This window comes from Shewanella frigidimarina, assembly GCF_003797125.1.
Classification (GTDB): Bacteria; Pseudomonadota; Gammaproteobacteria; order Enterobacterales; family Shewanellaceae; genus Shewanella; species Shewanella frigidimarina.
Map to the genome: position 1 here is coordinate 508479 of NZ_RKKE01000003.1, position 22830 is coordinate 531308.

Below are 22830 nucleotides of genomic sequence, written 5' to 3' on the forward strand. Positions count from 1 at the left end.
TATGGATTTATTAGCACACCTTCCTGCTTTGCAAGTTGTGATACCGATGTTGTCGGCACCACTTATCGTCATGTTACAACCGCGAGGTTTAGCTTGGGCCGGAGCAACTGCTGCTGCACTAGTTAGTTTTTCCATCGCCGTTGCGCTTACTTTGGCTGTTTTAGACGGACAAACCCTCCAATACGCTATGGGGGGCTGGCCGGCACCTTATGGCATAGCACTGTCGGTTGATACGTTTAGTGCCATTATTTTGCTGGTGATCACGGGAGCCTGCACTGCTGCCTTACTCGCTGCCAAACCAAGTATTGATCAGCAAATAGAATTAGAACGCCAACCACTTTTCTATGCGGCCTGGCTTTTGGTTTTATCTGGACTGGTGGGTATTGTCGTATCAGCAGATGCCTTCAATATTTTTGTTTTCATGGAAATTTCATCTCTTGCCAGCTACATATTAATAGCTGGAGGTCCAGACCGTCGGGCTCTTCCAGCCGTTTTCAAATATCTAATGATGGGCACTATTGGCGCAACCTTTTATCTAATTGGTGTAGGTCTAATCTACATGATGACCGGCACGCTTAACTTAGCCGATATTCAAGATCGCCTCGGTGATGTGACCGATATAAATCCAGTTCTAGTTGCAGCTGGATTCATCACTATTGGGTTGGCCCTTAAAGCTGCTGTGTTTCCTTTGCATGTATGGGTGCCAAACGCTTATACACATGCTCCGCACATGGTGACCGTGTTTCTCGCTGCTTGCGCGACCAAGGTTGCACTGTATGTACTTATCCGATTTGACTATATGGTATTTCAAGCCACGCTTGAGGATCACGAAGTTCAGTTCGCATTGTTTGCGATGCCATTGTCAATTCTCGGAATACTTATTGCTTCTGCCGTTGCGATGTTCGAAGGACATCTTAAAAGGCGGCTTGCTTCATCATCTATAGCACAAATAGGCTATATTTTGCTTGGTGTTAGCTTTGTAAGCATGGCTGGACTAAGCGCCAGCGCAATGCATATGTTCAACCATGCGCTAGCGAAAGGTGGGTTGTTCCTGGCAGTTGCTTGCCTAGCTTATCAGTATCGTGACTTGCGCCTAGATCAACTCGGTGGTGCTGCAGCTCGTATGCCCTGGACTTGTGCTGCTTTTGTTGTGTGTGGTTTGAGCTTAATCGGCGTGCCTGGTACTGCAGGGTTTATTAGTAAATGGCTCCTTATCACCGCAGCTTTGGAAAGCGGTCCTTGGGGGGGTGCGCTAGTAGCAATTATCCTAGTCAGTTCCTTGATGGCGGTGGTTTATGTTTGGCGCATCGTTGAGGCGCTTTACTTCCAGGCTCCTGTCGAAGGAGAAGGCCCAACATCTGAAGCACCAATACAAATGTTATTAGTTACCGGTTTTGTTGCACTACTCAATATATACTTCGGACTGTTTCCACAGGTTCCATTAGAACTCGCAAATAGTGCTGCAGCCCTTCTATTGGAGGGTTCACAATGACACCAGAAACTACCATATTAGTCGCCATTGGTCTTCCAATAGTAGGAGCTCTGGCTATTTCTCTTGCTGGGCGTATAGGTCCTAATATTCGCGAAGCTGCAACGGCTATTACGTCTGTTTCATTAATCTGGGTGGTATGGGGACTCATTCCTACTCTTATGGAAGGCGGGAGACCCTCAATAGAAGTAAGCGAGGTGATGCCTGGGCTAAGTATTGCGTTTACTGTTGAACCTCTGGGCATGCTATTTGCGGCATTAGCATCTGGGCTTTGGCTGATCAACTCGATATATTCCGTTGGCTACATGCGCGGTAATAAAGAGAAAAACCAAACTCGATTTTTTGTATGCTTCGCGTTAGCTCTTTCAGCCACTGTTGGTGTTGCTTTCGCTGGCAATCTATTCACTCTATTTTTATGCTACGAATTATTAACACTCTCGACATACCCCCTGGTAGCACATAAAGGCGATGCAGCTACGATACGTTCGGCAAGGATTTATCTGGGTGTTTTACTGAGTACATCTATTGGTTTGTTCCTTCCTGCTATCATCTGGACTTATACAGTGGCAGGTACAGGTGATTTTACTACCGGTGGGATCCTCGCTGGTAAGTTGAATGACCCAGAAATAGGGTTACTTCTGGCACTATTTGTATTTGGTATCGGTAAAGCGGCTGTCATGCCGATGCATAAATGGCTACCCGCGGCTATGGTAGCCCCCACCCCAGTGAGTGCCTTACTACATGCCGTTGCGGTAGTTAAATCCGGTGTTTTTGCTATCACTAAGATAATCATTTATATATTTGGGATTGAATATCTATTTGAATCACCCAGCTCAGGTTGGCTGTTATATGTTGCGGCATTTACGATCATTGTTGCTAGTCTTGTTGCAATGCGCCAAACCAACATCAAACGCCTGCTAGCCTACTCCACTATTGCCCAATTATCGTATGTAGTCATGGCCTCAGCCATTCTCAAACCACTCGCTGAGGTTGGCGCCGCCTTACATATGGTCGCTCATGCTTTTGGTAAGATCACATTGTTCTTTGCTGCTGGCGCAATTTATGTTGCCTCTAAAAAGACCGAAATTCATCAATTACGTGGTATTGGTAGACGTATGCCATGGACAATGGCGGCGTTTACAATTGGTGCATTAAGTATGATTGGTGTCCCTCCCACTGCGGGGTTCGTCTCCAAATGGTACATTTTGGCAGGAGCTTTCGAAGCAAACAATCTAGTGGCAGTATTCACCATAATTGTCAGTACCCTTCTTAATGCAGCTTACTTTTTGCCTATTTTATACATAGTTTGGTTTGAGCACGAAAAAGAAGGTGACAAGGAACACGGTGAAGCACCGTTTTTAGCTGTGTTGGCATTGACTCTGACCGCCATACTGACACTCGCTTTCTTTTTGTTTAACGGTCCAGTAATTGAATTGGCAAGCCAAGTTGTTAAGGGGCTCAGTTAAAATGAATGACGAAAAACAATTACACTGGTTAGTACGGCCGTCAACTATTCGTAAGCTCTGGATTGGTTTCAGTGTTGTACTGACCTTGGTGGTTCTTGCGCAGACAGTAATATACGTTAAGGGTTATTTCGGCTTTGATGCCTGGTTTGGGTTCGGTGCCATTTACGGATTTGTCAGTTGCCTGGTGATGGTATTAATAGCAAAATTATTAGGTCTGTTTCTAAAACGTCCACTGGATTATTATGATGAACCAGAGCAAATAAAAACCTCAGAACCTAGTCATGACAAGGTAAAGGAGAATAGCAATGGGGTTTGAATTTTTCTCTCCAGCATTTATCCTGCTAATTGCTGCTGTACTGATATGTTTGGTTAAAGGGCACGCACGAACAGCGGTCATATTAATCGCCCCAATTATTACCCTGTTGGCCATATGGCAGATCCCTGACGGAGTCCAGAGTACGGTAAAATTTCTTACTTACAACATTGAACCTGTCGAAGGTAGTCCGCTAAGGCGATTGTTTGCGACTATTTTTACAATAATGGTCTTTGTTGGAGGTCTCTTTTCTTTCCGTATAGCACGTTGGTATGAACTTGCCGCAGCCTTTACATACGCTGCAGGTGCTATAGGAGTCTGTTTTGCCGGCGATCTTATTACCATGTTCGTCTACTGGGAACTAATGGCGATATTCTCTACTATTGTGGTTTGGTGTGGTGGTACGCCCGATTCACGCGCTGCTGGAATACGGTATGCCATCATGCATTTTCTCGGTGGCGTAATACTTAAAGTTGGAATTGTAGGTGTTGTACTTGGGACTGGTTCTATCAAAATCCAACCTATGCTGGCAACAGATTTCAGTACATGGATGATACTTATTGGCATATTGATAAACGCCGCGGCACCACCAGTGTCAGCTTGGCTAGCTGATGCATACCCAGAAACCACACCCACTGGTTCAGTATTTCTGTCGGCATTTACAACTAAAACAGCTGTATTGGCACTGATATTATTATTCCCAGGCGAACCAGTGCTGATTGGCATAGGTCTATTTATGGTTATGTACGGTATTATTTTCGCATTATTGGAAAATGATGTGCGACGTATCCTTTCCTACTCCGTGGTTAACCAAGTCGGTTTTATGGTTGTTGCCGTAGGTATTGGTACCGAAATGGCACTTAATGGGGCTACGGCTCATGCTTTTGCACATATTATATATAAAGCGCTACTGTTTATGAGTGCTGGGGTTGTTATATACCGCACGGGGAAAAATAAATGTATGGAGCTGGGTGGTCTATTTCGCACCATGCCACTTACCTGCGTCTGCGGTATTATTGGCGCGCTAGCCATTTCAGGTTTTCCACTGACTTCAGGTTTTACCACAAAGAGCATGATTTCCCAGGCAGCTGTCGATGGGGATTTAGTTTGGGTTTATATGGCGTTAACCGCCGCGTCGGCCGGTGTATTTCTTCATGCTGGTATCAAATTCCCATGGTTTGTGTTTTTCCAAAAAGACTCAGGTTTAAGGCCAAAAGATGCGCCATGGAATATGGGGTTGGCGATGATCATTTTTGCTAGCATGTGCATTTTACTGGGTGTATTCCCAGAAACGCTTTATGCCCTATTACCCTACCCTGTTGACTACCAACCGTACTCTATTGGTAAAGTGCTGTTCTACCTGCAGTTGCTGCTATTTTCAGGATTGGCTTTCTTCGTATTATTGCCACTAATGAAACGTACCATGACGATTAGCCTCGACACAGATTGGCTTTGGCGACGTGCGGCCTTTTCATTGGTTAAGTTGATCGAACGAGCGCTTAGCTCACTAGGTGACATGGTTACGCAACAACGAAACCGCTTGCAGAAATTCTTACAACGTATGGCAGTGCGTTATCTTGGCCAACCGCATACAGCAGATAGCCAAGAGCGCGGCGTGTTCGCGCGCTCTTGGCCCGTGGGCACCACTGTGCTTTGGATCGCTGGGTTGCTATCAGCCTACGTGTTGTTGTACTACCTTTAGCAGCACTGGGAACAAATTTTTCACTTGACTCCATTTGGCATAGTAATTTTTCAGATCAGATAGTGACGCTTACACGCGTTGAAGATGGGTATTGTGGGGGCTGAAGGCTAGGGTTAAACATGCCATTACTAACATTTCTGTGTTTTCATAACGATAAACTTAGGCGGATTTTTAGCACAAATCAATTTATAACAGTACAAATAAACATAACACTCTATGGGAAGGTTTTATGGTGCTGAAACGTAGAAAAAGATGCCATTTTCTAGCGACTCTCTCAAAATGAACTAGCCACTTATATCCGTTTTACCTTTGGTACTAACCTTACTTTATAAGCTAAGTAAGGTTAGTCATTTTATTAGATTCATTCTTGTAAATTAATTGATATTGAAACCAATCCCATTCCTAGCATGAGTAAATGTATGGCCAACCGATATAAGTTTATTGTGAATGAATAGTCGCTCTAAATTGCTTTGAGGCGGATCTTGGCTAGCCATGCCAGCTAGCAGAGAGATGGAAAAAAGTGTGTTTGAGGTATTGATTAACCCAGCTTACTTGGTATTGGTTTAGCTTGATTTATAACGTAGCTTCATTTGAACTTATTGCCTGCAACATGTGAGCTACAGGACGTTGTAAATGTAGCGATCACAGGGAAAAGCCAAATAGGAAAAGCTCCAATCTAATTAGCTGACATATTTTGGACAAATTCAATATTTAAATTGAGGCCGTTGAAGAAAATAGAAAAATGTTGCAGGGCGGCTGAGCCAATTTTTTTAGAAGAGTTAAGAGGAAACATCCGTTGATTTCCTCTTGTTCTGGTGTGGCAAAGCGCCACGACGTTAGTGGCCGCAGACCATTGCGGTAACGCACTATCCATATATAACACTATGCGTAAATAACACCACGGCGCATTAACCATTTTTCAATCTCGACGGCAAACAAAATAAGTGAAGACAGCAACAGACAGACAATAAGATCGACCATTGGCAGAGGCTGTGTATGGAAAATGGTGTTTAACGCAGGTGTATAAATCACGACCATCTGTAATAACAACGTCAGCAGAAATGCCCCTAACATCGGTAAATTACTGAATAAACCAATGCGCAATAATGAAGTACTCTCGCTGCGGACCGCTAGGGCATGAAACAACTGCGATACCGTTAATACCGTAAACACCATTGTCTGCCAATAAACAACGTCACGGGAAATAGCCCACGCCATAGTCGCAATGGATATTCCACCAATAAACAATCCTACCCAGATAATATGTTGCCACATACCATGAGAAAAAATACTTTCCTTTGGAGGGCTGGGCGCACGACTCATTATATTCGGTTCGGCTGGCTCGGTGGTTAATGCAAGACCCGGCAGTCCATCGGTCACTAGGTTAATCCACAGGATATGAATCGGCAGTAAAGGAATAGGCAACCCGATAAACGGTGCTAGGAATAAGGTCCAGATTTCACCAGTATTGGAACTCAAAGTATATTTGATAAATTTGCGAATATTATCAAAGGTACGGCGCCCCGACCATATCGCTCGCACGATAGAAGAAAAGTCATCGTCCAATAACACCATATCCGCAGCTTCGCGGGCCACATCGGTTCCCTTCTGCCCCATGGCAACACCAATACTGGCATGCTTTAATGCCGGTGCATCGTTGACGCCATCGCCGGTCATAGCGACAAATTCGCCTTTGTCTTGTAATGCTTTAACGATACGTAATTTTTGTTCCGGCGTCACCCTTGCGTACACCCGTATCGAGTCTACTAGGCGAGAGAATTCGTCATCGGATATTTTAGCGAGTTGATCACCACTTAGCATCGCCCTATCGTTATCTATAATTCCCAAACGTTGTGCTATCGCAAACGCGGTACCCGGATGATCGCCAGTGATCATTACCGGAATAACTCCCGCTGTAAGACAATCTTTTACGGCCTGAGGGACTTCAGACCGCGGCGGATCTATCAGCGCCACTAGCCCCAAAAAAGTGAGTTCTCTCTCTACAATGTCTGCGTCTAACAGCTCAGGTAAACGGCTAAATTCACGTTTTGCAAATGCAAGTACGCGGTAACCTTTATTCGCTAACTGTGCCGCTTCAGCCAACACGGCCGCTAATTCAAATGCTGTAACCCCATCAGTATTTAATGTCTGAATACATTGCTGTAGTACCTGCTCTGGCGCGCCTTTGATGTACGCAGTCACAACATTGGATGTTTGATGCAAGGTTGTCATCTGTTTTCGTTCGCTATCAAACGCAATAACGGCTATACGAGGCTTTGCCTGCTCTAAGATGGACTTATCAAAACCGACCATGTGAGCGGCTTCGAAAAGTGCTAGCTCGGTCGGCTCACCTGCAGGTTTGCCGTCTTTATCCATGATGTCATTGTTTAGTGCCATGGCTTGGCCAAGCTCTGTCCATGGAATACTGGCTTCTGACTCAGGCATTGATTGTCGCAGTTCTCCAGCCACAAAAAATAACTCCGCTGTCATGAGATTTTGTGTCAGGGTACCGGTCTTGTCTGTACATATATAGGTAACTGAACCTAGGGTTTCGACAGAGGGTAAGTTACGCACGAGCACATTATGTCGGATCAGCTTACGTGCACCCAAAGCAAGTGAAATGGTCACCACCGCAGGGAGTGCTTCCGGTATCGCAGCTACACCCAAGCTCACCGAGGTTAAAAACATCAATAATATTGACTGTCCTTGCAGCAAGCCGACAACAAACACCACTATACATATTGCCAGTACAGTCAAGGCAAGGTATCGGCCAAAACGAGACAATCGTGTTTGCAAGGGGGTTTTTACACTCGTTTCATCTTGTAGCAGTCCAGCTATTTGGCCTATCTCGGTTTCCATGCCGCTGGCAACTACCACACCTTTACCACGTCCACGAATAATCATGCTGTTCTTAAAAACTAGATTCAAACGATCACCAATGGCTAATTCTTTATCAGCTAGCGGTTCTGTTTGCTTTTCTATTGCATGTGATTCACCAGTCAGGGTTGATTCATCGACCAGCAGTTCTTCCCCTTCCAGTAAGCGCACATCAGCAGGCACAAGATTTCCGGCTTCAAGCATAACAACATCACCCGGCACTAATGCTGTTGCGTCAATAGTCACTTCAAGTGCATCGCGAAATACATAAGCATCTGGCGCTGCCATTTTTCGCAGTGCCGCCACAGCGCGCTCTGCCCTAAATTCCTGTACTGTGCCGATAATTGCATTAAGTAATACGATCACCATAATAGCAATGGTATCTTGTGGCTCACCAAGAAAACCCGAAATCACCGCTGCTACCAACAACACAACTATCATGAAATCAGAAAACTGCCCGAGTAAAATGAACAGCAAAGAACGTCGGGTTTTTTGGATAATAGTATTATGACCATATTCAATCAGGCGTTTTTTTGCTTGTTCCGTAGTCAGGCCCGTTAGCGAAGAATCAAGCCGCTGTAGAACATCTGCAGATTGTAAACTGTGCCACTTTGCTGAGGACATTCTAGTTTCCGACAAAGAAGTAAATAAGCGAGGCGGTTATTACCGCAACTAGCGAAGCTTGTATGCCACTGCGTAACCATGTGACCCCTGATATCCGGCCAAGAAATACCCCCAATAAAAAAGTGAGTAGCAGTGCCACTAAGATGGCAGCATAAAGAGGTGGAACAGGAAGGTTGATGCCGGCAATAGATAGCCATAGTGGTGACAATATTAACAGTGAAATGACCAGCGGGGCTAAGCCATTCACCAATGCAATCAACAAGGGTACCCACCGCGAGGCGACGCCATGCGCACTATTATGGAGATCACTAATCATTGCCTTCTCCAGCTCCCCCAAAGCATACTTTCGCTCGGCAGATTCACTGATGTAAGCACTGCTAATACCACTCATGCTTAGCGCAATCGCCGCCCCCAGACAGACACCAACAACCATTGATAAATCCGTTGGTGCACTGACAATAAAACCCATTATCAGCCCTAGCATGGTAAGTGCACCATCAAAACCGTTGACCACAAAATAACGACGCACAATACCCCGAGTACGAGTGATATCTAATAAAAAATTGGCCTGCGTTAACAGACTCATAATATATTAACCAGCAACCGTTTCATTATGTACTTCAACCTCATCAATACTGTGAAGAGACCCTCCCATATTGGTAATGGCAGATTGAATGGTATTAAAATCGATTTCGCTCCCAAACAGCTGTATTTGAACCGTTTCGGTATTTTCATCTATCTCAAGAACAATCAGTTTAACTCGATAATCGACACCTGTTTCTGCAATGGTTCGTGCAAAATCAAGTGCATTAGGTTGATGAGGTTTAAGCACATCCAGAACAATCCTTTTGACGTTAACCATAATAAATAGTCCTATAATCTTTTGTCTTGATAAGTATAGTAAAACCCTCATCAATTTGTGGTGAGATGTCTACTATTTCTGGGTAATTTGGCAACCTAATACCTTGGGCAATATTTGAAGCCATACTGTTTAATATGCTCCCATTTAACTAGCTGTACTAGGGTAGTCAATATAGAAACCTGCAGCCTAGATGACATAAGCTTTTTATGATGATTTTTAGGCCGAAAAGATAGATTTTAATAAGTAATGACTTTTAAGAAGTTTAGTTTTAATCAATAAGATTCATTCAGTACAACATGCATCAGCACAAGCGTTAGCATTTTAACGCTTTACAAATAAGATGACCCGAGGATATTAAAAATGAGGGTAAAAGTGCTAACTAATTCCATCGCGAAACTTTCGTATCTGTTGTTTAAGTAACGAGGGGGATAACGTCCCTTTTGATCTGTACATCAAATGTAGCAAGGGCCAAGACGTTAATGGTCGTAGGCTATAAACAATAAAAAGCGGCTACAGCCCTGAGATATGATTAACTCAACTGACTAATTAACCTTATCGACTCTATTTATTGGCTAAACTGATTTACTTTATTCAACAAACGCATAAATTCATCTTGCTCACTGACTGTTAATGCGGCTAAAAAGTGTTGGTTAACCCACTCGGCTTCATGAATTAAGTCTTGTTCGAGTGCTTTACCATTATCAGTTAAAAAGATTTGAAATGCGCGGCGGTTGTCCGCTTCTTGATGACGGGTAATAAATCCTTGAACTTGTAAATTATCCAGCAGCCGCGTCATGGTGTAGTTGGCCACATCACAACGCTTAGACAACTCAGTTTGACTTAAGCCTTCCTCTTGCCACAAGGTAAATAGCACCGGCCAAAGTTTACTGTCTAACTCGTAGCGCTTTAAACGCACATCAAGCTGTTGCTGCAAGGCAATATTAAGATGGGAAATCAGGTAACTTAAACTTTCAAAGCGTTTCAAATGATACCTCCTACATCGTCAGTGAGATAAATTGACTGTGTTAAGACGAATACTTATGCCTACACAGCAGTTAAACTACACTTGAACAGATTTTAGATTACCATCTCTATACGTTAAGAAAAGCTCTTTTAGTCAAAATATAAGTATTCATTGATATAGCGGTAATAACAGGCTCGATTTAATTGCCCCACCAAACCCCTGATTAATGGTGCGTATATACCATCGTCTGTGACAATAATATCTGCGATATTAATGGCAGGAAGCTGAGTCCCTATACTGCTGGAAAATATCAACTGAAGATCATTTGACTGAGCTTCCGTTGATGCAGCTTGATGATAGTCCACCAGTAATAATGGATAGGCTTCAACGGTGACTTTGACTTTCTCGACTGGTGTAATTAACAAATACTCATTGTCGATACAGTGCAAAATACTACTGAACAAAGCCGCAAATTTTGCTGGCAACGGACTGTCTAGATACAGCCAATCGCCATTGGCTTGAATATGAAACAGAACATCATCACTGCACAGTGCCACACCATCAGGTTGAGTAAATGTACTTAATGTCGCTGTTTCATCTGTCATGATGCTTACCTACCCCAGTAATTTAAGTAACGCTTCAATAGGATGTTGCGGCTTAAAACCTGCAAAACGTTTTACTTGGCTACGACATGAATAACCCGACACCAACACTTGGCTATTTTCAGCAATTTTTTCAATGCTTGGTTGCCAAGACATTTCAAATAACTGTTCTGAACGCTCGAGGTTTTCAAGTTCATGCCCATAAGTACCGGCCATACCACAACAGCCTAAATTAACGCTGTTGAGTTTAGCACCAAAATGGCTGAATATTGCTTTCCATTCGTTGGCCGTATTAGGTTTGGCGGTCGATTCAGTACAATGACTAAACCAAGTAAATTGTGGTGCATCACTATCAACGACTGGCACATCATTGCGGCTTGCCACAACATCGGTTAACCATTCATTGGCCAATAATACCTCAAACGGTCCACGACGCTGACCTAAGACTTCTTTGTATTCGTCGCGATAACATAACACTAATGCAGGGTCTAACCCCACCATCGGCATGCCAAGGGCATGTACGCGGTTTAAGAAATCAGCACTGTTTTGCGCTGTTTTGGCAAACTTGTCTAAAAAGCCTTTAATATGAGTCGGTTTACCGTTTGGTTTAAAGGGCAGTAATACCGGTTTAAAGCCTAGCTTTTCGATTAATTGAATAAAACGATAAACCAAACCTGCATCGTAAAAGCTGTTAAATGGATCTTGTACTACTAATACATGTTGGCTGCGCTGCGCTTGTGGGATCGCGCATAGCGCATCTAAATCATAACCACGGCTAGCATGACCATCTAAACGCTGTTTTAGTGTAGGTACAGATAATTTAGGCGCATCTACATAACCAATGGCTTTTTTAATCACCCACTGGCTCAGCGGATTTTGCGAGGCCAAATTGGTTAATTTAGGCATTGCGGCCATCAGTGGTAGTGAGTCTTCGATACCTGCAACTAAATAGTCTTTGGCTGGGCGTAAATAGCGTTTGTAATAAATATTAAAGAACTGGGCTCTAAACTTAGGCACATCGACTTTAACCGGGCACTGACCCGAACAGGCTTTACAGGCTAAACAGCCTTTAAGTGATTCCATGACTTCGTGCGAATAATCATAGTCACGCTGGTTATTGAGGGTATTTTGAGTACGCTGCATCCACCCTAGTGGTTTAGATTTTGCTAACGCGTCAACATCAACACCTTCGGCTTCAAGTAATCGCAACCATTCGCGCATTAACCCAGCACGGCCTTTAGGTGATTGCACTCTATCGCCAGTGACTTTAAATGACGGACACATGGGTGAATAACTACTGTAATTAAAACATAACCCATTACCGTTACAGTTCATCACATCAGGGAAAGCATCACGCACTTGAACAGGGATTTGTCTGTCGAAACTGCCGCGTTTTGCGCTGTCGACATTAAACATTAATGGACCAGATTTAGGTGGCGCCACTAATTTGCCTGGATTAAGACGGTTATCTGGGTCAAATAACCCTTTAATTTGCTCAAGCACGGCATAAAGCTCATCACCAAATACCGCAGGCCCGTATTCACCACGAACCCCTTTACCGTGTTCTCCCCACATTAAGCCGCCATACTTAAGCGTTAATGCGGCAACTTGATCTGATATCACTTTCAGTAATTGCTCGTCGGCAATATCACACATATCTAATGCGGGTCGCACGTGCAACACACCAGCATCCACATGACCAAACATACCGTATTGCAAATTACGGCTATCGAGCAGCGCACGAAACTCCATAATATAGTCGGCTAGGTTTTCTGGTGGTACGGCGGTATCTTCGGCAAACGCTAACGGTTTACGGCTGCCTTTTGTTGCGCCCAATAAACCCACGGCCTTTTTGCGCATGGCATAGATACTGTCAATATCCGTTCTGTCGGTAATAACTTGAAAACCCACTAAACCAAATTGTTGTTGGCTTAGCTGCTCACTGAGCATCTCCTCAAGCAGAGCGACTTTATGTTTAACATCGTCATCTTCGCCAGCGAACTCAACCATATTAAGACCTTCGATGATCTTATTAGGTACCGCTTTAATTTGATCGGCAACCGAATGCCAAATAATGTCTTCGCGAGCAAGGTTAAGTACTTTTGAGTCAACGGTTTCAACTACCGTTGCTTTAGCCTGTACCAATGACGGAGCATGACGTAACGCGGATTCAAATGAATCATATTTGATGTTGACCATCATGCGGGTTTTCGGCAATGGGGTCAGGTTTAGCTTGGTTTCGGTGATCACCGCAAGCGTACCTTCTGAGCCCGTTAAAATACGCGATAAATCAAACTGGCTTAAATCATCATTCCACACATGCTTTAAATCATAGCCCGTGAGAAAACGATTCAACTTTGGAAAACGCTCAATGATGGTGTCACGCTTTACGCGGCAAACTTCTGCTATTTGGCTAGCAATGCTATTGCCGAGTGAGTTGTCACCAAAAGGTTGCTCGGCCAACTTGTCTTGGTCAATTGGTGTGGTGGTTAATACGCTGCCATCAATCAGTACACTGGTTATGCCTAATACGTGATCGGAGGTTTTACCGTAAACTAATGAACCGGCACCAGATGCATCGGTATTGACCATACCACCAACGGTTGCACGGTTTGAGGTTGATAAGTCTGGACTGAAAAAGAATCCATGTGGACGTAAGGCATCATTTAACGCATCTTTCACTACACCGGCTTGCACCCTCGCCCAACCTTCCTCGGCATTAATTTCTAGCACTTGGTTTAAGTGGCGTGACACATCTAAAATTAATCCGTGGGTAAGCGATTGGCCATTAGTCCCTGTTCCGCCGCCACGCGCACTAAAGGTCACTTGTTTATATTGTGGTTGTGCTGCTAACGATAATACCAACTCAACATCTTGTTGATGTAGAGGGTATATCACCGCTTGAGGCAAAAATTGATACACCGAATTGTCGGTTGCCTGAATAAGCCGCGCACTGTAACGCTTGTCTATTTCACCTTCAAACTCGCTTTGTTCAAGCGCGTCAAGATACTCAAGATAGATAGGTTCTAATGTTTGTTTATGTGATAGCAAAGGTAACATAGAGGACTTATTATTTATTGGCATATTGCAGCCATTATAAACAAAAAAAAGCCGCTAAAAAGCGGCTTTTATTACAACTTGATAAAAATGCAGGTTGGAAAATAAATCTACCTGCAAATTTTACTCTTATTTAGCCATGTGCTTCAGCTAAATATAACCAAGTGTCAATTACGGTATCAGGATTAAGTGATACAGAATCAATACCTTGCTCAACTAACCATGCAGCAAAGTCGGAATGGTCTGATGGGCCTTGGCCACAAATCCCCACATAAGCACCTTTTGCTTTAGCCGCTTTAATAGCCATTGAAAGCAATGCTTTTACTGCATCATTACGCTCATCAAACAAGTGACTGATGATTCCTGAGTCTCGATCAAGCCCTAATGTTAACTGAGTTAAGTCATTTGAGCCGATAGAGAAACCATCAAAATGCTCAAGGAACTGGTCAGCTAGCAAGGCATTTGAAGGTAGTTCACACATCATGATAACGCGTAAGCCATCTTTACCGCGCTCTAAACCTTGCTCTTTCAGTAACTCAATCACTTGAGATGCTTCGTTTACAGTACGAACAAATGGAATCATCACTTCAACGTTGGTTAAGCCCATTTGATTACGAACACGTTTAATCGCTTCACATTCAAGCGCGAAACAATCGCGGAATGCTTCAGAAATATAACGGCTAGCACCACGGAAGCCCAACATTGGGTTTTCTTCATCTGGCTCGTAACGGTCACCGCCGACTAAGTTTGCGTACTCGTTCGACTTAAAGTCAGACATACGTACGATAACTTTCTTCGGATAGAAAGCCGATGCAATAGTGGCAATACCTTCAACTAAACGCGCAACATAAAACTCAACAGGCGAATCATAACCCGCAATCATTTCGTTGATTTCATTTTGCAGTTCAGCAGTTTGACCGTTGAAATCAAGCAAAGCTTTAGGGTGAATACCAATCATGCGGTTAATGATGAACTCTAAACGCGCTAAACCCACACCTTCGTTAGGCAAACGTGCAAAATCAAATGCACGATCTGGGTTACCGACGTTCATCATAATTTTCATTGGCAAAGGAGGTAATGTATCAACACGGTTAGTGATGATTTCAAAATCTTGCTTACCTGAATAAATTAATCCGGTATCGCCTTCTGCACAAGATACAGTGACAATGTCGCCCGTTTTGATTCGGTCAGTCACATCACCACAACCTACAACAGCGGGTACACCTAATTCACGTGCAATGATTGCAGCATGGCAAGTACGACCACCACGGTTGGTGACAATGGCACTAGCACGTTTCATGATCGGTTCCCAATCGGGGTCTGTCATGTCGGTCACTAATACGTCACCTGGTTCAATTTGGTCCATCTGATCAATCGATGTTAATACCTTCGCGATACCAGTACCAATTTTATGACCAATTGCACGACCTTCACAGATCACGTCACCCTTCGTTTTTAAGTGATAACGTTCAATTAACTGGACATCTTCACGACTACGAACTGTTTCTGGACGAGCTTGAACAATATACAACTTACCGTCGTTACCGTCTTTTGCCCATTCGATGTCCATCGCACGGCCATAATGCTTTTCAATCACCATTGCTTGCTTAGCAAGTTCCATGACTTCGTCATCGTTAATAGAGAAAATACGACGCTGTTCAGCAGAAACATCTTCAATTTTAACTTGCTTGCCATGGCCAGCATCATCAGAGTAAACCATCTGAATCAACTTACTGCCGATATTTCGGCGCACAACAGCTTTATGCCCTTGCGCTAAAATCGGTTTGTGCACATAGAATTCGTCAGGGTTAACCGCGCCTTGTACAACCATTTCACCTAAACCAAAAGATGAAGTGATAAAGACAACGTCATTGTTTCCTGACTCAGTGTCCATGGTAAACATCACACCAGAAGCTGCTTTGTCTGAACGTACCATACGTTGTACGCCAGCAGATAAAGCCACACCTTGATGTTCGTAACCTTGATGAACACGATAAGAAATTGCACGGTCGTTAAATAGTGAGGCGTATACATGCTTAATTGCTAGCATGACCGCATCAAAACCTTTAACGTTTAGGAATGTTTCTTGTTGGCCTGCAAAAGATGCATCTGGCATGTCTTCAGCGGTAGCTGATGAACGCACTGCAAATGACGCTTCTTGAGTTTCACTCGACAACTGCTCGTAAGCTTCACGAATAGCGTCTTCTAATGCCGGCTGGAATGGGGTTTCAATAACCCACTGTCTGATCTGCGCACCTACTTTTGCCAGTTCATTGACATCATCAACATCCAATGTCGCCAGAATGTCAAAAATCTTCTGGTTAACTCCACTTTGTTCAAGGAACTCATTGAACGCATGCGAGGTCGTTGCAAAACCGCCAGGAACTTGAACCCCTGCATTAGCCAGATTGCTGATCATCTCTCCAAGGGATGCGTTTTTACCGCCAACCTTGTTTACATCGCCCATGCCTAATTCTTGATACCAGAGTACGTATTGCTGCACAGTTTTATCTCCGCAAGTTTTTATTTCAGTGGCCACTTCACACGAGGGCAAGAGCATCTTACACTCCCATACAACAAGCGTAAATCTATAATTTTATTTGTAATTTTATTACTACAAGAGGTCAGAATGACACCAAAAGTATTCTATATTTCAGATGGGACCGCGATCACAGCGGAGGTTTTTGGACATGCGGTACTTTCGCAATTTCCTATAGAATTTGAAGCACTTACGATTCCGTTTGTCGAAACCATTCAAAAAGCTCAAAAAGTTAAGCAACAAATAAATGATTGTTTTATTACAACAGGTGAAAGACCACTTGTGTTCCATTCGATCATTAATCCTGAGATCCGCAATGTGATTTTTTCGAGTGAATGTGTTGATTATGACTTTTTGAACACCTTTGTTGCGCCACTAGAACAACACTTAGGTGTACAAGCTAAGCCTTTATTACACCGAACCCATGGTAAAAGTAACCATGGTTATGAAACCCGTATCGATGCGATTAACTACACCATGGAGAATGATGACGGCCAAACCATGAAACACATGGATAAAGCCGACATTATTTTATTAGGCGTGTCTCGTTGCGGTAAAACACCATCAAGTTTATATCTGTCAATGCAGTTTGGTATAAAGGCCGCAAACTACCCGTTTACTGAAGAAGACATGGATAACCTCAAATTACCTGAAGCATTGAAACGCAATAAATCAAAGCTCTTTGGCTTAACCATCGATCCACATCGTTTGCATGAGATACGTCAAAGCCGCATGGAAAATAGCCGCTACTCTTCATTAAGACAGTGCCGACTTGAGGTAAAAGAAGTCGAAATGCTGTACAAAAAAGAACGTATACCCTTTGTAAATACCACTAACCATTCGGTTGAAGAAATTGCCACTAAAATTCTTGATATCACCGGTCTAGAGCGTCATATGTTCTAATTCATAAACAATCATTATTTGCATGAAAGAGAATGAAAAACCAGCAAAAGACGAACTTAACTCAGGTTGATTCGTCTTTGCCTTTTACAGCAATCTATTTTTTAACCGTTAGAATCCGAGGCTAAGCCTCGCATCTTGAACTTCTTTGGGTATATAATCCCGTTCAATATGATGCAGATGCATCTCACGATTTCTCGGTAATATGCATGACAATTAAAACAGATGAACTCAGAACAACCTTATTAAGCAAAGTTATTTCTCCTGCTCAGTTGGCTTCAGAATATCCATTAACGCAAAATGCTGCAGACTACTTGGTCGCACAACGTCGTGAAGTAGAAGCAATTATTGCCGGTGAAGATCAACGTTTGCTGGTCATTATTGGCCCTTGCTCAATTCATGACACTAAAGCAGCACTCGAATATGCAGAACGTTTGTCAGCCTTGCATCACGAACTAAAAGATGACTTGTGCATATTAATGCGGGTGTACTTTGAAAAGCCTCGTACCATTGTCGGTTGGAAAGGCTTAATTTCAGATCCTGATTTGGACGGCAGCTTTAGCCCTAATAAAGGCTTGCGTATGGCGCGTCAGTTATTACAACAAATCACTGAACTCAAGTTACCTATCGCCACTGAGTTTTTAGACATGGTAAACGGCCAGTACATCGCAGACCTTATTACCTGGGGTGCTATTGGCGCACGAACCACTGAAAGCCAAATTCACCGCGAAATGGCTTCTGCATTGTCTTGCCCTGTTGGCTTTAAAAATGGTACTGACGGTAACATTAATATTGCTGTTGATGCAGTACGTGCAGCTCAAGCTCCGCATATTTTTTACTCTCCAGATAAAGATGGCGCAATGGCGGTTTACCGTACCCACGGCAATCCATTTGGACACATTATTTTGCGTGGTGGTAAAACGCCAAATTATTCAGCTGAAGATATTGAAGTCGCACGCGCACAGCTTGAACAAGTGGGTGTAACTCAGCGTATGGTGGTTGATTTCAGCCATGGTAACAGTGAGAAACAACATAGAAACCAGCTTAATGTAGCCAATAGTATTATGGCGCAGCTGCACAGTGGTAGTACCGCAATTGCCGGTATTATGGCAGAGAGCTTTATGATTGAAGGTAATCAGAAAGTGGTTAAAGACGAACCATTAGTGTATGGCCAAAGTATTACTGATGCATGTTTGCATTGGGCTGATTCTGAGAAGCTGTTACGTGATTTAGCTCAAGCTTCGAAAGAACGCAAAGCGTTACTAGCACAGTAATCGCCCTGCTACGGGTTAATGAGCTAGCACACCAAAGCTAACTCAATCCTGTTTATATATTGGCTGATATCGACACTGTATAATATTGTTTCATAATGCCAGTCCCCAGGACTGGCATTATTGTATATACCCTTTCATCAAAGGATTAATCCTCTTCGAGTAAAGATGCTTTTGACAGCACTGCAAATTGCTCACTAATGACCATAAAGCTATCGACCAATTTGGGGTCAAAGTGTTTGCCTTTTCCTTCAAGAATTAACGCCATCGCTTCTTCATGACTAAAAGGCCTTTTGTAACATCGTGGTGATGTTAATGCATCATACACATCGACTAAGGCTACAATTCTGGCTGATAAAGGGATAGATTCTCCTGCCAACGCATTAGGATAACCACTGCCATCCCACTTTTCATGGTGAGCGCCGGCAATATCGCGTCCCATTCGTATAAATGTACACTGAGGGGCATACGCTAATAAACTGTTAAGCACTTTTTCCCCAATCACTGGATGAGCCTTAATTTGTTCAAATTCTTCTACCGATAAGCGCCCTGGTTTTAACAAAATATGATCGGCGATACCCACTTTACCAATATCATGCAAAATGGCTGATAGGCTAATTTCTTGAATAAAAGCGTCAGTTAACTCTTCTGGAACATGTTCATCGGTTAATCTTTGTTTTGCTAACATATTGGCATACTGCTGCATTCTAATCAGATGCGCACCGGTTTCATTATCACGATACTCTGCCAGTTTAGCTAACCCCATAACTGTTGCTGTACGAGAGGCTAAAGTAGACTCTAAAGAGTGTGTTAACTTACCCAATAAATAAGAAGTCGACTGAGTCACTATTGCATTAGTGACTAGAAAGTTAATCGCCACTACATACCAAATCAAGGTCGAAAAGCCGCTGATGTCGGGCCAATGAACCAGTTGGTAATGGTAAGCGATACCGATGACTAATAACGATATACCATTCGTCACCTGGGCCCATACCGCCATTTTGTCACCAAGAAGAATACTGCTCAGAGGAGGGAAAACAAATAACCAGAAAAAACCTGCTCCAGAAGGGCCAATAGCGAGTATAAAGCCGATTCCGATACCAAACGCAAGATAACACCCTATGGTAAATTTTTGTGTATCGCTAATTCGTGGATAAAACAAAATGAATAATAATACCCCGTAGGCCACGGTATCAAATATTGCCATGCCCCAAAGATTTTGAACAATACACAAATATACGCTGGTGATATAAATCGGGATACATAACAAAGCCAACACACTAAACAGTCGCGTGAAAATGATCCGACGCCATACTGGTAAGCCATCATCAAAACCATTTTGAATAAGATGTGCTGTTAAGCGAGATGACATATTAATTCCTTTTAAAACGATATTAATCTAACAGCATTAAATTCTATTAAATGCGTAAACAGACTTATTTAGATGACCGAGCCGTATAAATGGCAGAGCGATTTAAATAACAACACGAGTCAGTAATATGCCAACTTAAGTATTGTTGCTAGACAAGCATTAAGCAAAACTAGGATTAAAAATAATCCATAAAACCAATATTCAACTCATATTCGATTATGATTGTCATTAATTTGGAAGCTTATGATTGCCGATAATCCATAATGTTAGCGAAAATATTGACGTTTCATGACTGTGTGATACGGCAATTAACACCCTATAACAAAAATAACGTTAGCCATAAAGCCAACGTTACATCACCACTCCCCACCTATAATAAGGATGTTGTTATGCAAAGTTCGTCTCGTAGTGCTGCTATTTTCGGAATATTAATTGCACTGGGCTTAGGCGCTTTAGGCGTATTACTCAAACAAGCCATTGTTGAGTACAAGTTACTCGACCGCAGCGTCACGGTAAAAGGCCTGGCAGAAAATGAATATCCTGCCGACATCGTCATTTGGCCTATCCAATTTACAGCTGCCAATAATAATCTCGATGAAATGTACAAACAGCTCGAAGCACAAAATAACCAAGTGGTTAACTTTTTAGCCGAACAAAATATCGATCCCAAAGAGATCACTCTCGCCGCCCCCACTATTACTGATAAATTGGCGCAACAGTATGGTGGAAATCAACCAGTAGAATTGCGCTATACGGCGTCGCAAACCATTACGGTATATTCTAATGACATAGATAAAGTTCGCGGTGCTATGCCTAAATTAACTGAGCTAGGTAAAATGGGAATTGTTTTCTCGCAAAATAACTATGATGCCCAAGTCGAATATATTTTCAGCCGATTAAATGACGTTAAACCGAAAATGATCGAAGAGTCGACAACCAATGCACGTTCAGTTGCTGAAAAATTTGCTACCGATTCACAAAGCCGATTAGGTAAAATAAAAAAAGCAACTCAAGGACAATTCAGCATTAACAATAGAGATAAAAACACGCCATATATTAAACAGGTACGGGTCGTATCTACCATCGAATATTATTTAGCGGATTAACACCATGAAACAATTAATCATTAGAGTCATTTTCGGCTGTATCAGTTTAATCAGCGCATCACTAATGGCACAGACGCCAATCGTTGCTCCGATTGCGCTTAACAATACCGCCGTAGATAGCAATAACAATACCAAGAGCAATCAAGTTATTTTTATTGTCAGACATGCCGAAAAACTTGCAGGAAAAGACCCTAGCTTATCCGCACAAGGACAATTACGAGCTCTACGTTTAGCTAAAGTTCTATCTAGTACGCATTTAGATAAAGTGTACACAACGGATTATAATCGCACCCGTGAAACGGCCACCGCCGTAACGCAAGATCAGCAACTGGATTTAAGTGTTTATGATCCACGTGATATGGCTGCATTTACCCAATATCTATTAACTCAACAGGGTAGTATTTTAGTGGTCGGACACAGTAATACTTCGACAGATTTAGTTGAAGGTCTCGGGGCAGAAAAACAAATACCCATTGCAGATGCAAGTGAGTTTGATCGCTTATACATAGTGACTCTCAATGCCAACAAGCAAATGGTTTCTACTGTATTGTTACGCTATTAACGGGTCATTGAAAGTGAGTAAATGATAGCTGGTAAATGATTGTTAGTGAGTGATGATTTTTAGCAAAATATAGAGCAGACAAATGGGATACTGACATGAATCCAATTAAATGTGAGATTTACGATTACATCGAGATCATCTGTTTGTATCGCTATATGGTCAAACTGACATTAACAGATGGAACCTATATACAAGGTCAATTTGATCGAACATTGTATGTGAGTCGCAATCAACAAAAACACGAAGCTATTGCGGGCATTAATCAACAACTGCAAGCGATTGAAGTGGTATTAACCGATATCACTTCAATTGATGTTCTCAGCCAAAATGCCTCATTTAGCCATATATCGTTAATCGAATAGTATAACCCATCCAATTTATGAGAATATTCCCCCAAAATCCACGCGAATGCTGGCCCTTGGGTGACTAAACAGGCACTACAACATCGACAGAGATCAACGCAATACAGTATAATGCGCGGCTTTTTTCGCTTAATTCTTTGTTGATCTGCATAACATTAGGTAGTTGTATGTCCCTTGCTCAAAACCCTGCTCAAACTCAAAACCATTTCCCTGATGACATTGCTGCACGTATTGCTCAATCAGAAGCGCGCGTTATAAAGGCTATTTTCCCGTCTAATACCAATCACCATAACACCTTATTTGGTGGTGATGCTTTAGCATGGATGGATGAAACAGCATTTATCGCCGCCACCCGTTTTTGTCGTAAGTCATTAGTGACCGTCAGTTCTGACCGTATCGATTTTAAAAAAGCGATACCCGCAGGCAGCTTAGCAGAGCTGATAGCTAATGTGATTCATGTTGGTAATACATCACTCAAAGTTGAAGTGAACATTTATGTCGAAGATATGTACCACGATCATCGAGAACATGCGATACGCGGAGTATTTACTTTTGTTGCGGTAGATGAAAACAGAAACCCAACTCAAGTGTGGCCACACAATTAATATACGCCATTGCTAATGTAGCCAGATAGATGGCTGCATTAGCACTTTATCTACTCGACTAAAGTCTAAAATTTTACGGTTTTTATTCAAATCAATCACAATGTGACATAAAGCAATAGAATACTCGATTACTTTTCTGTTACATTGAGTTATCTTC

General features: G+C 42.7%; 19 protein-coding genes. 10 read left to right on the forward strand and 9 right to left on the reverse strand.

What is annotated here, in order from left to right; genetic code table 11:
* Nucleotide 1 precedes the first annotated feature (1 nt).
* The 4 genes from EGC86_RS11705 to EGC86_RS11720 are packed head-to-tail and all read left to right on the forward strand — an operon-like array spanning nt 2 to nt 4970.
* Entirely contained in the window at nt 2–1492 is a 1491-nt protein-coding gene (locus tag EGC86_RS11705) for a monovalent cation/H+ antiporter subunit D family protein (RefSeq protein ID WP_123777679.1), read from the forward strand.
* The gene (locus EGC86_RS11710; protein ID WP_123777680.1) at nt 1489–2955 is read left to right on the forward strand and encodes a monovalent cation/H+ antiporter subunit D family protein; all 1467 of its coding nucleotides are present in this window, start codon (nt 1489–1491) and stop codon (nt 2953–2955) included. Before EGC86_RS11705 ends, EGC86_RS11710 begins: the two co-directional genes overlap by 4 nt.
* Nucleotide 2956: 1 nt before the next feature.
* On the forward strand, nt 2957–3271 hold the full coding sequence (locus tag EGC86_RS11715; protein WP_123777681.1) for a hypothetical protein: 315 nt from the start codon (nt 2957–2959) through the stop codon (nt 3269–3271).
* Entirely contained in the window at nt 3261–4970 is a 1710-nt protein-coding gene (locus tag EGC86_RS11720) for a Na(+)/H(+) antiporter subunit D (RefSeq protein ID WP_123777682.1), read from the forward strand. Before EGC86_RS11715 ends, EGC86_RS11720 begins: the two co-directional genes overlap by 11 nt.
* 676 nt (nt 4971–5646) lie before the next feature.
* Here EGC86_RS11720 and EGC86_RS11725 read toward each other — a convergent pair.
* From EGC86_RS11725 to ppsA, 8 genes are all read right to left on the reverse strand, one after another.
* On the reverse strand, nt 5647–5844 hold the full coding sequence (locus tag EGC86_RS11725) for a hypothetical protein (protein ID WP_123777683.1): 198 nt from the start codon (nt 5842–5844) through the stop codon (nt 5647–5649).
* A gap of 8 nt (nt 5845–5852) precedes the next feature.
* Nucleotides 5853–8471 (reverse strand): cation-translocating P-type ATPase, encoded by a 2619-nt coding sequence (locus EGC86_RS11730; RefSeq protein ID WP_123777684.1) that lies wholly within the window; start codon nt 8469–8471, stop codon nt 5853–5855.
* Nucleotide 8472: 1 nt separating this feature from the next.
* Nucleotides 8473–9057 carry a VIT1/CCC1 transporter family protein gene (locus EGC86_RS11735; protein ID WP_123777685.1) on the reverse strand — a complete coding sequence of 195 codons (585 nt, stop codon included), beginning with the start codon at nt 9055–9057 and terminating at the stop codon, nt 8473–8475.
* Between the two features lie 6 nt (nt 9058–9063).
* Entirely contained in the window at nt 9064–9333 is a 270-nt protein-coding gene (locus EGC86_RS11740; protein ID WP_011637748.1) for a DUF211 domain-containing protein, read from the reverse strand.
* A 565-nt stretch (nt 9334–9898) separates the two neighbouring features.
* The gene (locus EGC86_RS11745) at nt 9899–10318 is read right to left on the reverse strand and encodes a MarR family winged helix-turn-helix transcriptional regulator (RefSeq protein ID WP_011637749.1); all 420 of its coding nucleotides are present in this window, start codon (nt 10316–10318) and stop codon (nt 9899–9901) included.
* Nucleotides 10319–10446: 128 nt separating this feature from the next.
* Nucleotides 10447–10902 (reverse strand): DUF1285 domain-containing protein, encoded by a 456-nt coding sequence (locus EGC86_RS11750; protein ID WP_123777686.1) that lies wholly within the window; start codon nt 10900–10902, stop codon nt 10447–10449.
* A 9-nt stretch (nt 10903–10911) separates the two neighbouring features.
* Nucleotides 10912–13959 (reverse strand): D-2-hydroxyglutarate dehydrogenase YdiJ, encoded by a 3048-nt coding sequence (gene ydiJ / locus EGC86_RS11755; RefSeq protein ID WP_123777928.1) that lies wholly within the window; start codon nt 13957–13959, stop codon nt 10912–10914.
* Nucleotides 13960–14089: 130 nt separating this feature from the next.
* Nucleotides 14090–16459 (reverse strand): phosphoenolpyruvate synthase, encoded by a 2370-nt coding sequence (ppsA, locus tag EGC86_RS11760; protein ID WP_041413599.1) that lies wholly within the window; start codon nt 16457–16459, stop codon nt 14090–14092.
* Nucleotides 16460–16585: 126 nt separating this feature from the next.
* Here ppsA and ppsR point away from each other — a divergent pair, with 126 nt between their 5' ends.
* The gene (ppsR, locus tag EGC86_RS11765) at nt 16586–17398 is read left to right on the forward strand and encodes a posphoenolpyruvate synthetase regulatory kinase/phosphorylase PpsR (protein WP_011637753.1); all 813 of its coding nucleotides are present in this window, start codon (nt 16586–16588) and stop codon (nt 17396–17398) included.
* 206 nt (nt 17399–17604) lie between these two features.
* Complete coding sequence (locus tag EGC86_RS11770) at nt 17605–18669, forward strand: 3-deoxy-7-phosphoheptulonate synthase (RefSeq protein WP_123777687.1); 1065 nt, start codon at nt 17605–17607, stop codon at nt 18667–18669.
* A gap of 145 nt (nt 18670–18814) precedes the next feature.
* On the opposite strand, the gene EGC86_RS11775 is transcribed toward EGC86_RS11770, so the two are convergent.
* Entirely contained in the window at nt 18815–20038 is a 1224-nt protein-coding gene (locus EGC86_RS11775; RefSeq protein WP_123777688.1) for an HD-GYP domain-containing protein, read from the reverse strand.
* A gap of 389 nt (nt 20039–20427) precedes the next feature.
* Between EGC86_RS11775 and EGC86_RS11780 the strand changes: the two genes are divergently transcribed.
* The 4 genes from EGC86_RS11780 (at nt 20428) to EGC86_RS11795 (ending at nt 22673) form a co-directional block, all read left to right on the forward strand.
* Complete coding sequence (locus tag EGC86_RS11780) at nt 20428–21144, forward strand: SIMPL domain-containing protein (protein WP_123777689.1); 717 nt, start codon at nt 20428–20430, stop codon at nt 21142–21144.
* Between the two features lie 4 nt (nt 21145–21148).
* Nucleotides 21149–21706 carry a SixA phosphatase family protein gene (locus tag EGC86_RS11785; RefSeq protein ID WP_123777690.1) on the forward strand — a complete coding sequence of 186 codons (558 nt, stop codon included), beginning with the start codon at nt 21149–21151 and terminating at the stop codon, nt 21704–21706.
* Nucleotides 21707–21801: 95 nt separating this feature from the next.
* Nucleotides 21802–22068 (forward strand): Rho-binding antiterminator, encoded by a 267-nt coding sequence (locus EGC86_RS11790; RefSeq protein ID WP_123777691.1) that lies wholly within the window; start codon nt 21802–21804, stop codon nt 22066–22068.
* Between the two features lie 167 nt (nt 22069–22235).
* Nucleotides 22236–22673: an acyl-CoA thioesterase gene (locus EGC86_RS11795; protein WP_011637759.1), complete on the forward strand. Its 438-nt coding sequence runs from the start codon at nt 22236–22238 to the stop codon at nt 22671–22673.
* Nucleotides 22674–22830 lie beyond the last annotated feature (157 nt).

Excerpts from the sequence above, each read along its gene's own strand:
- EGC86_RS11705 (WP_123777679.1), top strand. The coding sequence starts at position 2 with ATGGATTTATTAGCACACCTTCCTGCTTTGCAAGTTGTGATACCGATG.
- EGC86_RS11710 (WP_123777680.1), top strand. The coding sequence starts at position 1,489 with ATGACACCAGAAACTACCATATTAGTCGCCATTGGTCTTCCAATAGTA.
- EGC86_RS11715 (WP_123777681.1), top strand. The coding sequence starts at position 2,957 with ATGAATGACGAAAAACAATTACACTGGTTAGTACGGCCGTCAACTATT.
- EGC86_RS11720 (WP_123777682.1), top strand. The coding sequence starts at position 3,261 with ATGGGGTTTGAATTTTTCTCTCCAGCATTTATCCTGCTAATTGCTGCT.
- EGC86_RS11725 (WP_123777683.1), bottom strand. The coding sequence starts at position 5,844 with ATGGATAGTGCGTTACCGCAATGGTCTGCGGCCACTAACGTCGTGGCG.
- EGC86_RS11730 (WP_123777684.1), bottom strand. The coding sequence starts at position 8,471 with ATGTCCTCAGCAAAGTGGCACAGTTTACAATCTGCAGATGTTCTACAG.
- EGC86_RS11735 (WP_123777685.1), bottom strand. The coding sequence starts at position 9,057 with ATGAGTCTGTTAACGCAGGCCAATTTTTTATTAGATATCACTCGTACT.
- EGC86_RS11740 (WP_011637748.1), bottom strand. The coding sequence starts at position 9,333 with ATGGTTAACGTCAAAAGGATTGTTCTGGATGTGCTTAAACCTCATCAA.
- EGC86_RS11750 (WP_123777686.1), bottom strand. The coding sequence starts at position 10,902 with ATGACAGATGAAACAGCGACATTAAGTACATTTACTCAACCTGATGGT.
- ydiJ (WP_123777928.1), bottom strand. The coding sequence starts at position 13,959 with ATGTTACCTTTGCTATCACATAAACAAACATTAGAACCTATCTATCTT.
- ppsR (WP_011637753.1), top strand. The coding sequence starts at position 16,586 with ATGACACCAAAAGTATTCTATATTTCAGATGGGACCGCGATCACAGCG.
- EGC86_RS11770 (WP_123777687.1), top strand. The coding sequence starts at position 17,605 with ATGACAATTAAAACAGATGAACTCAGAACAACCTTATTAAGCAAAGTT.
- EGC86_RS11775 (WP_123777688.1), bottom strand. The coding sequence starts at position 20,038 with ATGTCATCTCGCTTAACAGCACATCTTATTCAAAATGGTTTTGATGAT.
- EGC86_RS11780 (WP_123777689.1), top strand. The coding sequence starts at position 20,428 with ATGCAAAGTTCGTCTCGTAGTGCTGCTATTTTCGGAATATTAATTGCA.
- EGC86_RS11785 (WP_123777690.1), top strand. The coding sequence starts at position 21,149 with ATGAAACAATTAATCATTAGAGTCATTTTCGGCTGTATCAGTTTAATC.
- EGC86_RS11790 (WP_123777691.1), top strand. The coding sequence starts at position 21,802 with ATGAATCCAATTAAATGTGAGATTTACGATTACATCGAGATCATCTGT.
- EGC86_RS11795 (WP_011637759.1), top strand. The coding sequence starts at position 22,236 with ATGTCCCTTGCTCAAAACCCTGCTCAAACTCAAAACCATTTCCCTGAT.